Here is a 14,188-nt window from a genome sequence, read left to right on the forward strand (position 1 = left end):
GAAGCAGGAGGGCTCGGCCATCCGTGGTGGCCTCGTGCAGCAGACTCAGTCGCCCGTGACCGCCTCGTGCACGAGCCGCCTCAGGTCCTGGAACATCGTGTGCGAGGTCCTCGGCCGCACCTGTGTCATGAACTGCACCGTGAGATCACGGCCCGGGTCGATGAAGAACGTCGTCGTCGCCACCCCGCTCCAGCCGTAGGTGCCCAGGCCGGCCGGGGCCTTCGTACGGGTCGGGTCGATGACCACGGAGACGCCCAGGCCGAAGCCGAGGCCGTCGTTGCCGGGCTCGTCGTGCGCGGGTCGGCTGCCGAAGGCGCGCAGGTCGACGCCGCCGGGGAGCTGGTTGGACGTCATCAGGTCCACGGTCGCGGGGGCCAGCAGGCGGGTGCCGTCGAGTTCGCCGCGGCGGCGCAGGAACTCCATGAAGCGGTGGATGTCGTGCGCGGAGGCCGCCATGCCGCCGCTGCCGGACAGGAAGCGGGGCCTGCCGTGCAACGGCAGGCCCGGGATCGGCTCGATACCGCCGTCCTCGGTCTCGCCGTACAACTCCGCGAGCCTGCCGGCCTGTTCGTCGCTCACGCAGAACCCGGCGTCGGTCATCCCGAGCGGCCCGAAGATCCGCTCCGCGAAGAACTCGTCGAGCGGCTGCCCGGACACGACCTCGATGACCCGGCCCAGGACGTTGGCGGCGACCGAGTAGTTCCACTGCGTGCCCGGCTCGAACTGCAGCGGCAGGCTCGCGTACACGTCGACCGTGTGGGCCAGGTCGGAGCCGGGCACCACCGCGGCCTCCAGGTTGGCGTCGCGGTAGAGGGCGTCGACGGGGTGCGTGCGGTAGAAGGCGAAGGTCAGTCCGGCCGTGTGCGTCATCAGGTGGCGGACGGTTATCGGACCGTCGGCGGGACGGGTCACGGTGTCGGCGCCGGATCCGCTGACGTACACCCGGGGCTCGGCGAAGGCGGGCAGATGGCGGCCGACCGGGTCGTCGAGCGACAGCTTGCCCTCCTCCACCAGCAGCAGCGCGGCGACCGACGTGACCGGCTTGGTCATGGAGTAGATCCGCCACAGGGTGTCCGTCTCGACGGGCAGGCCGGCCGCAAGGTCGCGGTGGCCGAGCGCGGTGAGGTGGGCGACGCGTCCACCGCGGGCGACGGACACCAGACAGCCGGGCAGCCGCCCCTCGTCGACGTAGTGGGCGAAGTGCTGGTCGAGGCGGTCCAGCGCCTTCGCGTCCAGCCCGACCTCACCCGGGTCGACCTCTTGTGTCAGCAGTGCCATCGCTCTCCTCCGAATGCGTTACGACGAGGGTGCGCTCCGGCATACCCCGTCGGAACGGCCTCTGACCTCATGGTCGCGCAGGAACAGGTGTACGGTCCTTCGATTGGCCATGATCGTCGATCGTGGGGTCGGGCCGTGCCGGCAGGGCCCGGCCCGGCACCGCGCCCGCCAGGGCGAGCGCGGCGAGGACGGTCAGCGGCAGCTCAGGATCACCGCCCGCTCCCATGAGCGCGGTCGCGGCGGCCACGCCCAGCACCGGCCCGACATTCATCGCGGTCTGCTGGAGCCCGCCCGCCACCCCGGCCGACCCGACGGCGGCCTGCCGTACGACGACATGGGTCGCCGCCACCATCACCGTGCCGAACCCGGCTCCCACCAGGGCGAACCCCACGCAGAGGGCGGGCACGGCCGACGCACGGGACAGGACGAGGATGCCGAGCGCGAGGACCACCATCGCCGCGGTGGTCGTGCGGCGGGCGCCGGCCCGGCGCAGCAGCACCGCGCACGAGGGGGCCGCGATCACCATCAGGGCGGCCAGCGGCAGGCTGACCAGGGCGCTGTGGAAGGGGTCCAGTCCGAGGGGGCCCTGCAACAGGAACGTGCCGACGAAGAGGCTGCCGGACAGCGCCGCCGAAGCGGCCACCAGCATGCCGAGCGCCGAGCCGACCGCCCGCGAGCCGATGTCCCCCACTCTCGAATTCGCTCGAGCGGGAGGTGCCCCCATCGGCGGCAGGAGAGGGCTCGTGCTCCGGCGCTCGTGCCGGACGAAGGCGGCACCGGTGACGGTCCCGATCGCGGCGGTCCAGACCCACCCCGGCTGTGCGACGAGGGCGTGGACCAGGCAGGCCAGGCATACGGCGAGAAGGGCGGGGCCGGGTATGTCCAGCCGCGCCGGGGAGACTGCGCGAGGGGGCCGTACGGCGAGGGCGAGCGCACCGAAGACGACGGCGGGGATCACGTTCAGCAGGAACACCACGCGCCAGCCCGGCCCCGCCACCAGCGCACCGCCCAGGACCGGCCCGGCAGCCGCAGCCACCCCGATCGCGGCCGTCCGTACGGCGATCGGCGTCCGCAGCCGGTCGGCCGGGAACGCGGCTCGCAGCATCCCCAGCGTCGCCGGTTGCAGCAGTGCCCCGAACACGCCCTGCACGACCCGCAGTCCGATCACCCACCCGATGTCCGGCACCAGGGCGATACCGGCCGACGCCGCCCCGAAGCCGAGCATGCCGATCCCGAAGACCCGATGGTGGCCGTACCGGTCGCCGAGCCGCCCGGCGAACACCAGCAGGCTCGCCACCGCGATCAGATAGCCGGTGCTGGTCCACTGGACCTGACCGAAGGAGGCGTCGAGGTCGCGCCGCAGGGCGGGCTGGGCGACGGTCAGGACCGTGCCGTCGAGCGCGACGATCACGGCGCCGACGACGCTGCCGACGAGGGTGAGCCGCGGGTTCACTCGCCCTCCTGCCCGAGATGCGCGTCCAGGACCGACCGCAGCAGCGGTTCGAAGTCGTCGGTTCCCGTGGCGAGTTGGAGGCTGCCCCAGCCCCACAGCTGGGCGACGCCGTGCAGATTGGCCCACAGTGCCCCGGCGACGAGTCGGGCGTCGGCGTCCGGGCGCACCTGGCCGACCAGGTCCACCAGGCGGCCGAAGAGGGGAAGACTGGTGTCGCGCAGACCCAAGTGCCCGCTCTCCAGCAGATCATGACGGAACATCAGCTCGTACATGCCGCGGTTGCCGAGCGCGAACTCCAGATAGCCGCGACCGAGCGCTGCCAACTGCGCCCGCGGGCCGACCGCCTTGCCGTCGCCGACGGCCACCGTCGCCCGATGGGCGAGTTCCTCGAAGCCGCGGCGCGCGATGGCCGAGAGCAGCTCCAGGTGGGTGGGGAAGTAGCGACGGGGGGCGCCGTGCGAGACACCCGCCCGGCGGGCGATCTCCCGCAGGGTGAGCGCCGGGGCGCCCTCCCGGGTGACGAGATCAACGCCGACGTCGATCAACCGGGAGCGCAGCCCGGAGTCGGATTCATGAGCGGGTTGCTGATCAGAAGGCATAGACGCTGTCTACCATGATTGAGTAGACAGTGTCTACGAGATGCCGGGGTGGTGATGTGACAGCGCGTGGAAGGGAATGCGTGGACTGCCCGCCAGGGTTGATCCAGGCATGACTCAGGACGCCACCCAGAACGCACTGCTCGCGCTGCTCTCCGAGGGCCACGGCGGGGTGCTGGTCACCCTCAAACGCGACGGCCGGCCGCAACTGTCCAATGTCAGCCACGCCTACGACCCCGACGAGCGGACCATCCGCGTCTCGATCACCGACGACCGCGCCAAGACCCGCAACCTGCGCCGGGACCCCCGCGCCTCGTACCACGTCACGTCCCCGGACCGGTGGGCCTACGTCGTCGCCGAGGGCACGGCCGACCTCACGCCGGTCGCGCAGGACCCGTACGACGCCACGGTCGACGAGCTCGTCCGCCTCTACCGGGACGTCCTGGGGGAGCACCCCGACTGGGAGGACTACCGGGCCGCGATGGTCCGGGACCGGCGGCTGGTGCTGCGACTGCGGGTGGAGCGGGCGTACGGGATCCCTAAGGGCGCCGATCGGGGCTGACTGCGCGCGTACCCCTCCCGGAACCCGGTGAGCACGACCTGTTGATGCCGGGCTGGCCGGACGCCGACCGGCATCTGGAACTCGTCCACGAGCCGGCCCGGCTGGAGGAACACGGCGGCAAGCGGGTGTCGTCGCCCAACCCGTACTGGAACGAGTGGGGTGTCACCGTCGAGGACCCGGACGGATACCGGCTGGTGCTGTGCAGGAGCGCTTGGTCCAACGCCTAGCGGGTCAGGCGGTACGAGCCGTGCCGCCCGCGACCGTGGCGGCCGCATCGGTGTCCGTCGCCGCACCGGACGTCTCCTTCGCCCAGGCCTCCAGACACATCACGAACTCGGCCGCCCGGTCCGCCCAGTTGAGGTCGCGCAGGGCCGCCTCCCAGCCCCGCGTGGCCGCACGCAGGCGCATCTCCGGGTCCAGGCGCAGGCGCCGTACGGCGTCCGCGGCCGTGGCCGGATCCTCGTACGGCACGACGAGACCACAGCCGTAGCGTTCGACGAGGTCGGCCGCGAGAGGGGTGGGCGTGGTGACGAGGGGGACGCCGTGGGCCATGTACTCCACGGCCTTGGTGGGCCGTGAGTGGCGGTAGTTGGGTTGGTCGTGGAGGAGGGAGAGGCCGGCCAGGGCGCCGGAGAGCCGGTCGAGGGCGTGGTCGTTGGGGAGGTAGCCGTGCCAGCGCAGGACTCCGTCCCGGTCGGCCTGGGTGAGCGCGCCCCGCACCTCGGGGTCCGCCGCGCCGATCACCTCGACCTGGACGTCGGGCGCCAGCAGCCGTGCCGTCTCGATGAGTTCCAGCGCGCCCCGTGCCCGGGAGAGGTGCCCGAGGTAGACGACACGGTCGTCGCCCGGCGGCTCGGGCGGTTCGGGCGACACCGTGGTCAGGTTGGCGACCACGGGATGAGGGTGGCGGAAGCGCCGCTGGTAGGCGTCCTCGGCGAGCAGCAGCCGCAGCCTTCGTTCCGCCAGCCGTTCCGTCGCCCGCACGACCAGCCGCAGTGGCGGCCGCAGCGGTCGTGGCAGCCAGCGCTTCATCACCAGCGCCGCCGCCGTGTCCTCGTGCACGTCCCACACGGTGACGGGAGCGCGTCCCGCGCGCCGCCATCGGCGCAGCGTGCCGGGCAGGGCGAGCAGCAGCTCCGGGTCGTGCAGCAGGACGATGTCCGCCTGGGGTCCCCGCTCGGCGAGCAGGGTGCGGGCCGCGCGCAGTGCCGACCGGCGGTCGCGGCCGGCGGCCCGGGGCAGGTCGACGCCCTCGACGTACGGCCGTGGCTTCACCTCGCGGGCCGCGAACGGCGCGGCGTACACGATGCGGTGACCGCGCTCGCGCAGGGCGCCGATCTCCCGGTGCAGGATCCGGGCGTCCTCGGGATGGTGGACGACGGTGACGACGAGTATCCGCATCAGAGCACGTACCTTTCGACTGCCCCGAGATCCATGGCCCGGACGAACGGGCGGCAGGTTGCACCGCTCCCGCGTCCGGCCGGTCACAGCACTTCCACGTCCGGCCGGAAGATCCGCCCCCGGGTGTCGAACAGCAGCCGGGCCGTGTCGCCGATGGCCGGCAGGTCGTACGCCGTGTGGTCCTGGAGCAGGATCGTCAGGTCGTGCTCGCGCACCGCGGCCATGACGTCGCCGACGCGCGGGACGCCCGCCCCGTCCACGGACCACAGCCGCACATGCGGGTCATGGAAGGACACCTCGGCCTCCCGCTCCCGCAGCAGCCGCGCCACCGGCACCGCGGGCGACTCCCGCTGGTCCGCGACGTCCGGCTTGTAGGTGACCCCGAGGAGCAGCACCCGGGAACCGCGCAGCGGCCGGCCGGCGGTGTTGAGCAGGTCCTGGGCGCGGCGCACCACGTACTCGGGCATCCGCCGGTTGATCTCCTGGGCGAGTTCGACGAACCGGAACTCGTAGCCGAGCGACGAACGCACCTTGTACGACAGGTAGTTGGGGTCGATGGGGATGCAGTGCCCGCCGACCCCGGGACTCGGCCGGAACGCCTGGAAGCCGAAGGGTTTCGTGCCGGCGCAGCGGATCGCGTCCCACAGGTCGACGTGCAACTCGTGGCTGATCACGGCCAGTTCGTTGACCAGGGCGATGTTGACGTGCCGGTAGGTGTTCTCCAGCAGCTTGGCCATCTCGGCCTCGCGGGTGCCCTTCGCCTGGACGACGGTGTCGACGAGCTTGCCGTAGAAGGCGACCGCGCGTGCCGCGCAGGACGGGGTGCAGCCGCCGACCACCTTCGGTGTGGTGCGCAGCCCGTGCGTGGTGTTGCCGGGGTCGATGCGCTCGGGCGAGAAGGCCAGCGCGAAGTCCGGGCCGGCGCGCAGCCCCGACTCCTCCAGGAGCGGCCGTACGACCTCCTCGGTGGTGCCCGGATACGTGGTCGACTCCAGCACGACCAGCTGACCGGGCCGCAACCGCCCCGCCACCGTGCGCACGGCGGCCTTGACCGCGCTCAGGTCCGGGCCGCCGTCCTCGCTGAGCGGGGTCGGCACGCAGATCACCACGGACTGCGCGCAGGCCAGACAGGCGTCGTCCGTGTACGCCGCGAACCCGGCCGCCCGCATCCGGCGGACGTCCTCGTCGGAGACGTCGTCGACATGGGAGTGCCCGGTGTTGAGCGCCTCCACGATCCGGGGGTCGCGGTCGAGACCCACGACTCTCAGGCCGATCGACGCGGCCTCGCGCGCGAGCGGCAGTCCGACGTAACCGAGCCCGATCACCGCCAGTTCCACGCGATCGGGCGGTTCCGCTTCCCCGAGCGGTTCGCTCTCTTCCTCAAGTTCCCCGAGCGCTCCGGTCTGTTCGACCTGCATATGACTCACCCCGCCTCAAGGCATCCAAGGGCGCGGTACGCCTCACGGGTTGTGGCGGCGACCCGCTTCCAGGTGCGGTCACGCGCGACCATCGCGCGGGCGGCTGCTCCCCATTCGTTTCGCCGCTTTTGACTGTAAATGAGCATTTCCAGTTCATCAGCCCAGGATTTTGGCGATTTGCTCGGAATTAGCCGTCCGTTCACCTCCGGTTCGACCAGCTCCCTCAGTGCGGCGAGATCACTGGCGGCCACCGGGACCCCGCACGCCATCGCCTCCACCGGCTTGAGCGGGGTCACCAGCCGGCAGACCCGCTCATCGGTGCGCGGCACCGCGAACACGTCCAACACGGCGTAGAAGTCACGCACTTGCTCGTGCGGCACCCGCCCCGTGAACAGCGCGGTCCCGTCGTCCAGGCCCAGCCGGGCGGCCAGTCGCTCCAGCGCCGGGCGCTCCGGTCCGTCGCCGACGATCAGCAGCCGCAGCGGGGCGCCGCGCCGGCGCAGCTCTTCACCCGCATGGAGCAATGTGCCGATCCCCTCGTGCGGGGTGAGACTGCCGACCGTGCCGACCACGTACTCGTCCGGCGCGATGCCGAGCCGGGCGCGCACGGCCGCCTCGTCCGGCAACGGGGCCAGGAACGAGTCGTCCACGGCGTTGGGCACGACGAGAACCCGCTCCTCGGGCACCCCGCGCCCCACGATCTCGGCGCGCATCGCCTCACCCAGCGTCAGCACCAGATCGGCCTGACGCATGCAGAACGTCTCCAGGGCGCGCCGCGCCCGGTACGTCTCGTCGTCCCGGCCGCGGTCCGGCGCCTGCGTCAGCCAGGTCTCCTCCAGGAAGCCCCGCACTTCGTAGACCACCGGCAGCCCGTACGTCTCCCGCAGCGCGAGCGCCACCCGGCCGTTGCCGTGGTCGGTCGCCGCGTGCAGCACCGCGGGCCGCAGCCGTTCCACCAGCCGCGCGGCCAGCTCGGCGTTGCGCGCCAGTGCCGCCGCCTGTCCGTACGGCAGCCGCGGTGGCAGCAGGCGGTGCTGCGGCACCCCGCCCACCAGCTGCGTCGGGCGGGCGTCCAGCACTCCCGCCGACACGGGGAAGCCGATCCGGGTCACCACATGCGGGTCCAGCCCGGCCGCCAGCTGTGCCTCGGCGAGCTTCTGCGTGCGCACGGTGTAGCCGGCGTGCCGGAACGGCAGCCCGTTGGTGACCAGATGGAGTACCCGCCCCGGCACCGGACGGAACCGACGACCGCCGGGTGGGGGCACCGGCGCGGCGGACGGTGTCGCGACCGGACCCGCGGTCCGGGCACGCAGAGCGAGCCGCCCTTCCAGCGGCCCCACCCCGCGCCGCATCCGACCGGGCAGCAGTCGCAGACCGAGGAGCGCCGCCCGAGCCGGGTCCTGCCGCAGCTCGCCAAGTGCCACCGAGGCAGCCAAACTGAGGGCAAGTGGAATATTTCGGTACATATGCCAAAGGTAGGTCGCAACGCGGAGCGAGTGCCCACCAACAGGCACTGTCCCCAGGACACCGGCCGCGAGGGAGCCGAAGGGCGCGCCGGTGTCGAGCGCCCGAACGCGCGGAGGCCCGAAGGGCTGAGCACGATCGGGCTCTCGACACCGGCTGAAAGCGCCCGTAGGCGACCGAGCCATCAAAAGGGAGCGCGATGGACGGCTGCGTACTTCATGTGGTCGGCACCCGGCCGAACTTCGTCAAGGCCGCACCGGTCGTCGCCGCCCTCGGCGCGGCCGGCTGCGACCAGGTGCTCGTGCACACCGGGCAGCACTACGACGAGCGGATGTCGGACGTCTTCTTCCGGCAACTGGGCCTGCCCGAACCCGACACCGACCTCGGCGTGGGCTCCGGCAGCCACGCCCGGCAGACCGCCGACCTCCTGGTGGCCCTGGAGGGCGAACTGACCGCCCGCGCACCCGCGCTCGTCACGGTGTACGGCGACGTGAACTCGACGCTGGCTGCAGCCCTCGCCGCCGCCAAACTGGGCATCCCCGTCGCGCACGTCGAGGCCGGGCTGCGCAGTTTCGACATGGCGATGCCGGAGGAGGTCAACCGGCGTCTGGTCGACCAGCTGGCGGAGCTGTTGTTCGTCACGAGCCCCGAGGCCGTGGGGCATCTCGCCCGCGAGGGGATCGCCGCCGAGCGGGTGCACCTGGTCGGCAACCCCATGATCGACACCCTGCTCACCCACATGGAGCACTTCGACCCGGCGACCGCCCGCGCGGCACACGGACTGCCCGAGCGCTACGGCGTCGTCACCCTGCACCGGCCCGCCAACGTCGACGACCCGCAGGCCGCCGCGGCCGCCGCCCGTGTGCTGGCCGAGGCGGCCCGCCATCTCGACCTGGTCGTACCGCTGCATCCGCGCGGCCGGGCCGCGCTGCGGGCGGCGGGCCTGGCGGACGCGCCGGGCGTCCACCTGCTCGACCCGCTCGGCTACGTCGAGTTCATGAGCCTCGTGCGCGCGGCCGCCGCGGTGATCACCGACTCGGGCGGCGTCCAGGAGGAGACGACCGTCCTCGGCGTCCCGTGCCTGACCCTGCGGACGACGACCGAACGACCGGTCACGGTCACCCACGGCACCAACCGGCTGGTCACGCACGGCGAGTTGGTGCCCGCGCTGCGCAAGGTGCTGGACGCCGGGGGAGCCGCGCCGGGGGAGGGGCCACCGCTGTGGGACGGCCGCTCGGGCGGCCGTATCGCCCGGGTCATCACCGCGTGGCTGGAGCGACATGGCTGACGCGACGCGGACGCACGACGACACACGGGCGTACTGGGACACGCGCCACGCCGACCCCGACGAGCTCGCCTCCGGCGGGCACACCGGCCTCGACCGTCCGGGCAACGAGATCTTCTACGCCCAGCGCCTCGGCACGCTGCTCTCCCTCATCGGCGACCTGTCCAGCCCCGCCGCCCCGCTGTTCGTGCTCGACGCCGGCTGCGGCAAGGGCTACTTCGCCCGTGCCCTGGCCCGTTGCGGCCATCGGGTCGACGCCTTCGACGCCAGTCCGACTGCCGTCGACCACGCCCGAGCCGAGGGCGGCGGCCCGCGCTACGCCGTCGCCACGCTCGACGAGTGGCGCGCTCCGTGGCCGTACGACATCGTTGTCTGCGTGGACGTCCTGTTCCACGTGCCGGACGACGAGGAGTGGGCGGCCGGGCTGCGCAACCTCGCCTCCCTCGTCCGCGTCGCCGGACGGCTGATCGTCACCGACGCCGTCGGCGACGAGGACCCCGCCGAGCCCACGACCCGCGGCGCCCGTGTCGCGCACCGCCCGATCGCCGCCTACCGCGCCGAACTCGAGCCGCTCGGCCTGCGGCACACCCTTTCCAGGCCGTACGGCTTCCGGGAGAACCGGGTCGGCTTCCACGTCTTCACGAGGACCCGCTGATGCGCCTGACCGATCTGCTCCATCCGCACCTCGACGCGGTCACGACGGTGGTGGACGCGACCGGCGGCGGCCTGCGCCTGGAGCCCTATCTGCACCTGCCGCCGGGCGTCGCCCTGCGGGACGACGACCAACGGCCCGTCCAAGAGGGCGAGTTGGCTCTCCTGTCCTACGGTCCCGACGCCGACCTGCACGGCAGCGAGGACGCCTGCCGAGCCGTACTGGCCCGCATGCGTCCCGGCGCCCGCGGGCTGATCGTCTTCGGCCACCGCGGATCCGAGCTTCCCTACCACCGGCTCCTCGACGACCTGGTGGCCCACCGCTGCCAGGTCCTGCGCGCGGCGCCTCTCGACTACGTCCAGCTGCACGTCGGCGCGGTCATCGCCCGCACCGACGAACTCCTCCCGCCGCACGACTTCTTCGGCCGTCCGGTCCCGTCCGACGGCTACGCCACCGCGCTGCGGATTGCCGACGAGTACGTCTTCGCCGACCTGGCGTCCCGGTCCCTGCGCGCCCGCACGCTCGACCTGGAGAGGACCGTCGAGGAGACGGAGCGTCTGCGGGGCGCCGCCGGGCAGGACGGGATCGCCGAGCGGCTCGCCGCCGCCGTACGGGAGAAGGAGCAGCTCGCCGCCGCGCTGCGGGGCGCTCGGGACCGGGTCGACGTGCTGCAGGCGCGCGTGGCCATGCTGGAGGGCTCGACCTCGCTGCGGGTGGGAAAGGCGCTGGTGACGGCCGCGCGGGCGCCGAAGCGGGGCGCCGTGCGGCTGCCCGGGGAGCTGTACGGACTGTGGCGCGGGCGACGCCGCTCCACCGGGCGGGCGCCCGACGGCGCGGCGAAGGCGCAGCCCGAGCCGGACGCACCCGCCGACGACCGGTTCCACCTGGCCCATCGCGCCCTGACCGCGGCGCCCCGCGACCGTCTCGTCGTCGCCGGCGTGCTCACCGCGGCGACGGCCGAGGACTTCGCGGCGGACGTGGTCGTCAACCGTCTGCTGCCGCACGACGGACGACTGCTCGTGCAACGCACCGACCCCGATGTGCTGGTCGTCCAGCTGAGCGCCTGCGCGGGCGACGGGCCCTGGTGGCTCACCGGCACCGGACTCGCCCCCGACCTGGACCGCACACTGGCCGAACTGCTGGCCGAGGCACGGGTGTTGGGGCGGAAGGCGGTGCTGTGGCGGGACGCTCCCCCCTCCGCCGCACCCGGGCTCGCCCGGCTCGCCTGGGACGCCGTCGTCGACGCCGACACCGGCGTACGACTGGCCCGGCTCGACCCGGCCGCCGAGGGCCGCGAACGGCTGCGCGAGGTGTTCCGGGAGGACGGCACCCGGGTACGGCTGTCGCAGCTTTCGCGGCTGACGGGTGCCCCGGATCCGCTGGACGAACGGCGCGTCGCCGTGCTGGCCGCGCCCCGGGACCGTACCGACGTGGCCCGGCTCGTCGGGCAGGTGCTCGGCCAGCTGCACCGCCCGGTCGAGGTCGTCGTACCCGACCCGGCGGGACTCGACGAACTGACCGCCGCCGGGCTGACGGTACGTCGGGGACAGCCCCTCGCGCCCTGGGTCGCCGACTGGACCGACCTCGCCGAGGAGCGGCCGGACACCCTGCTGCTCGATCTGATGTGCGCCCAGGAGTACTCCGGCGCCGACGCGGTGGGCCACACGCCGACCGCCGACGACTACGTCTTCGTACCGGCGCTGCGGCCGCTGCTGGTGCGTCGCTCGCTGCACATGTCCGGTACGGATCCCGGCAGTTGGGCGGCGCGAGGACACAGACTGTTCGCCGTGCGCGGGAAGGAGCCGTCATGAGCCGTACGCTGCGGGCGCTCGTCTACGGCGACGTCGACCTCAACCTCATCGACGGCTCCGCCGTGTGGGCCCAGTCGACGGTGCAGGCGCTGTCCCGGGCGGGCTGCGAGGCCCGGCTCGTCCTCAAGTCGCCCGTGCGCACCGGCCGGTTGACCGATCCGCTGGCCGAGCTGCCCGGGGTCACCCTGGTGCACCCGCACGAGGAGAGGCTGCTGCCGGGGCTCGCCGACCGGCCCATGTCGGCGGTGCAGGCCTCGGCGGTACTCACCCGGCTCGACGAGGAAGAGCCCTGCGACCTGCTGGTGCTGCGCGGCCGACGGCTGGTCACCCGGATCGTGGCCGACGGTGTGTTCGACGGGCGGATCTGGGCCTACCTCACCGACATCCCGCAGTCAGCCGCCGAGATGACCGAGGCGGCCCGCGCGGATCTCGTCCGCATCGCGGAGGCCTCGCACCGGCTGCTGTGCCAGACCGAGGAGTTGCGCTGCCTCCTGGAGACCTGGGTGCCCGAGGCCTGCGGCAAGTGCGTGCTCAGCCCGCCCGCCGTGCCCGAGCCGGACTTCCCGGTGCCGGACCGGGACGGCGCCGGCCGACCGCGTGATCCGCTGCCGCACGGTCCGCTGCGGCTCGTCTACACCGGCAAGTTCGCGCCCCGCTGGAACACCCTGCCCATGACCCGGCTGCCCGAGCTGCTCGCCGAGCGGGGCGTGCCCGCCGAACTGCACACCGTCGGCGACAAGATCCACGACGACCCGGGGCACCCCGACTTCCAGGCCGACATGGCGCGGGCCCTGGCCGCCACCCCCGGCGTCCACCACCACGGCGGACAGCCCCGCGAGGAGGCCATGCGCATCGCCGCGGGGTGCGACGTGGGTCTGGGCTGGCGGGATCCGGTGCTCGACTCCAGCCTCGAACTGTCCACCAAGGTCCTGGAGTTCGGGGCACTGGGCCTGCCCGTGGTCCTCAACCGCACCCCGGCGCACGAGGCGCTGCTGGGCACCGACTATCCGCTGTTCGTGCCCGGCCGCGCCGCACTCGAGGACGCCGCCGATGCCGTCGCCCGCGCCGTGCGCGAGCCCGAGGCCCGGCGTCTTGCGGCCTACCGCTGCCGCGAGGCCGCACGGCACCACACCCTCGACGGAGCGGCCGCCCGCTGGCGGGCCCACCTCGGCCGGGCCTTCCCCGCCGCGCCCGGCGAGGTGACGGCACGTCAGCGCCCCCTGCGCGTGGGCGTCGCCGGGCACGACCTGAAGTTCCTCACCCGGCTGCTCGACCACTTCCGCGCCCTGCCCGGTCTGGATGTACGGGTCGACGCCTGGCCCGCGCTGGCCCGCCACGACCCGGACGCCAGCCGTGAACTCGCCGACTGGGCGGACGTGGTGGTCGTCGAGTGGTGCGGCCCGGCCGCCGTCTGGTACAGCCGCCACAAGCGGCGCGGCAGCCGGCTGATCGTACGGCTGCACCGCTTCGAGCTGGACGCCCCGTGGCCCGGGCAGGTCGACATCGACGCCGTCGACCGAGTGGTGTGCGTCAGTCCGTACTACGCCCGCCGCACCCGCGAGCTCACCGGCTGGCCCGAGTCCAAGGTCGTGGTCGTCCCCAACTGGGTCGACACCGACCAGCTCGACCGCCCGAAGGCCCCCGGCGCCCACCACCGCCTCGGCATGATCGGCATCGCGCCCAGCCGCAAGCGCCTCGACCTCGGCCTCGACGTGCTGGAAGCGCTGCGCGCCCGTGACCGGCGCTGGCATCTGTCGGTCAAGTCGAAGCCGCCCTGGGAGTACTGGTGGATCTGGAACAAGCCCGAGGAGCGTGCCCACTACGACGCCGTGCTGCGCCGTATGCAGACCTCGCCGCTGCTCGAGGGGGCCGTCGTCTTCGACACGTTCGGGCCGGACGTGGCGGGCTGGCTGCGCAGGGTGGGGCACGTCCTGTCCACCAGCGACGACGAGAGCTTCCACCTCGCGCCCGCCGAGGGGATGGCCTCGGGTGCCGTGCCCTCGCTGCTGCCGTGGCCCGGGGCCGACGAGATCTACGACCAGCGGTGGATCCACGACGACCCCGTGGCGATGACGGAGGCGATCGCCGCGCTCGGCGAGGACGGGTGGCGGTCCGCCGCCGAGGTGGCTCGCACGCAGGTACGGGAGGGCTTCTCCCTGGACCGGGTCGCCGAGACCTGGACGGAGCTGCTGGTGGCGCGCTGATGCCCGAGTCCCCGGAGCCGTCAGGGCGTCCGGGGACTCGGGAGTTCGCGCGCGATCACGGCAC

General features: G+C 73.2%; 11 protein-coding genes and 1 pseudogene. 6 read left to right on the top strand and 6 right to left on the bottom strand.

Translation table 11 applies throughout. The annotated features are described in order from the left end of the window. Positions 1–45 precede the first annotated feature (45 nt). The 3 genes from EJ357_RS39680 to EJ357_RS39690 form a co-directional block, all read right to left on the bottom strand. The gene (locus EJ357_RS39680; protein ID WP_126396490.1) at positions 46–1,278 is read right to left on the bottom strand and encodes a serine hydrolase domain-containing protein; all 1,233 of its coding nucleotides are present in this window, start codon (positions 1,276–1,278) and stop codon (positions 46–48) included. 67 nt (positions 1,279–1,345) lie between these two features. Beyond that, positions 1,346–2,731, bottom strand: coding sequence for an MFS transporter (locus tag EJ357_RS39685; RefSeq protein ID WP_126396492.1), 1,386 nt, complete (start codon positions 2,729–2,731; stop codon positions 1,346–1,348). Further along, positions 2,728–3,330, bottom strand: coding sequence for a TetR/AcrR family transcriptional regulator (locus tag EJ357_RS39690; protein WP_126396494.1), 603 nt, complete (start codon positions 3,328–3,330; stop codon positions 2,728–2,730). The genes EJ357_RS39685 and EJ357_RS39690 overlap by 4 nt, the downstream gene beginning before the upstream one ends. A gap of 109 nt (positions 3,331–3,439) precedes the next feature. On the opposite strand from EJ357_RS39690, the gene EJ357_RS39695 reads away from it, so the two are divergent. Next, positions 3,440–3,889, top strand: coding sequence for a PPOX class F420-dependent oxidoreductase (locus EJ357_RS39695; protein WP_126396496.1), 450 nt, complete (start codon positions 3,440–3,442; stop codon positions 3,887–3,889). A gap of 17 nt (positions 3,890–3,906) precedes the next feature. Then, positions 3,907–4,116 (top strand): annotated as a pseudogene (locus EJ357_RS39700) (VOC family protein); the annotation flags it as partial. 4 nt (positions 4,117–4,120) lie between these two features. Here the strand turns inward: EJ357_RS39700 and EJ357_RS39705 are convergent. The 3 genes from EJ357_RS39705 to EJ357_RS39715 all read right to left on the bottom strand — a co-directional run bounded on the left by EJ357_RS39705 (position 4,121) and on the right by EJ357_RS39715 (position 8,132). Next, the gene (locus EJ357_RS39705; RefSeq protein ID WP_126396498.1) at positions 4,121–5,290 is read right to left on the bottom strand and encodes a glycosyltransferase; all 1,170 of its coding nucleotides are present in this window, start codon (positions 5,288–5,290) and stop codon (positions 4,121–4,123) included. Between the two features lie 83 nt (positions 5,291–5,373). Continuing rightward, positions 5,374–6,708 (bottom strand): nucleotide sugar dehydrogenase, encoded by a 1,335-nt coding sequence (locus EJ357_RS39710; protein ID WP_126396500.1) that lies wholly within the window; start codon positions 6,706–6,708, stop codon positions 5,374–5,376. Between the two features lie 5 nt (positions 6,709–6,713). Continuing rightward, positions 6,714–8,132: a glycosyltransferase family 4 protein gene (locus EJ357_RS39715; protein ID WP_228472753.1), complete on the bottom strand. Its 1,419-nt coding sequence runs from the start codon at positions 8,130–8,132 to the stop codon at positions 6,714–6,716. A gap of 239 nt (positions 8,133–8,371) precedes the next feature. On the opposite strand from EJ357_RS39715, the gene wecB reads away from it, so the two are divergent. The 4 genes from wecB to EJ357_RS39735 are packed head-to-tail and all read left to right on the top strand — an operon-like array spanning position 8,372 to position 14,124. Further along, entirely contained in the window at positions 8,372–9,460 is a 1,089-nt protein-coding gene (wecB, locus tag EJ357_RS39720) for a non-hydrolyzing UDP-N-acetylglucosamine 2-epimerase (RefSeq protein ID WP_126396504.1), read from the top strand. After that, complete coding sequence (locus EJ357_RS39725) at positions 9,453–10,112, top strand: class I SAM-dependent methyltransferase (RefSeq protein WP_126396506.1); 660 nt, start codon at positions 9,453–9,455, stop codon at positions 10,110–10,112. Before wecB ends, EJ357_RS39725 begins: the two co-directional genes overlap by 8 nt. Continuing rightward, on the top strand, positions 10,112–11,920 hold the full coding sequence (locus tag EJ357_RS39730; RefSeq protein ID WP_126396508.1) for a hypothetical protein: 1,809 nt from the start codon (positions 10,112–10,114) through the stop codon (positions 11,918–11,920). The genes EJ357_RS39725 and EJ357_RS39730 overlap by 1 nt, the downstream gene beginning before the upstream one ends. Beyond that, on the top strand, positions 11,917–14,124 hold the full coding sequence (locus EJ357_RS39735) for a glycosyltransferase (protein ID WP_126396510.1): 2,208 nt from the start codon (positions 11,917–11,919) through the stop codon (positions 14,122–14,124). Before EJ357_RS39730 ends, EJ357_RS39735 begins: the two co-directional genes overlap by 4 nt. Positions 14,125–14,188: the final 64 nt, after the last annotated feature.

Origin of the sequence: Streptomyces cyaneochromogenes (assembly GCF_003963535.1) — a bacterium.
GTDB lineage: Bacteria > Actinomycetota > Actinomycetes > Streptomycetales > Streptomycetaceae > Streptomyces > Streptomyces shaanxiensis.

Bases quoted from the DNA above. Each gene is read 5' to 3' on its own strand.
- EJ357_RS39680 (WP_126396490.1), bottom strand. From the start codon at position 1,278: ATGGCACTGCTGACACAAGAGGTCGACCCGGGTGAGGTCGGGCTGGAC.
- EJ357_RS39690 (WP_126396494.1), bottom strand. From the start codon at position 3,330: ATGCCTTCTGATCAGCAACCCGCTCATGAATCCGACTCCGGGCTGCGC.
- EJ357_RS39695 (WP_126396496.1), top strand. From the start codon at position 3,440: ATGACTCAGGACGCCACCCAGAACGCACTGCTCGCGCTGCTCTCCGAG.
- EJ357_RS39705 (WP_126396498.1), bottom strand. From the start codon at position 5,290: ATGCGGATACTCGTCGTCACCGTCGTCCACCATCCCGAGGACGCCCGG.
- EJ357_RS39710 (WP_126396500.1), bottom strand. From the start codon at position 6,708: ATGCAGGTCGAACAGACCGGAGCGCTCGGGGAACTTGAGGAAGAGAGC.
- wecB (WP_126396504.1), top strand. From the start codon at position 8,372: ATGGACGGCTGCGTACTTCATGTGGTCGGCACCCGGCCGAACTTCGTC.
- EJ357_RS39725 (WP_126396506.1), top strand. From the start codon at position 9,453: ATGGCTGACGCGACGCGGACGCACGACGACACACGGGCGTACTGGGAC.
- EJ357_RS39730 (WP_126396508.1), top strand. From the start codon at position 10,112: ATGCGCCTGACCGATCTGCTCCATCCGCACCTCGACGCGGTCACGACG.
- EJ357_RS39735 (WP_126396510.1), top strand. From the start codon at position 11,917: ATGAGCCGTACGCTGCGGGCGCTCGTCTACGGCGACGTCGACCTCAAC.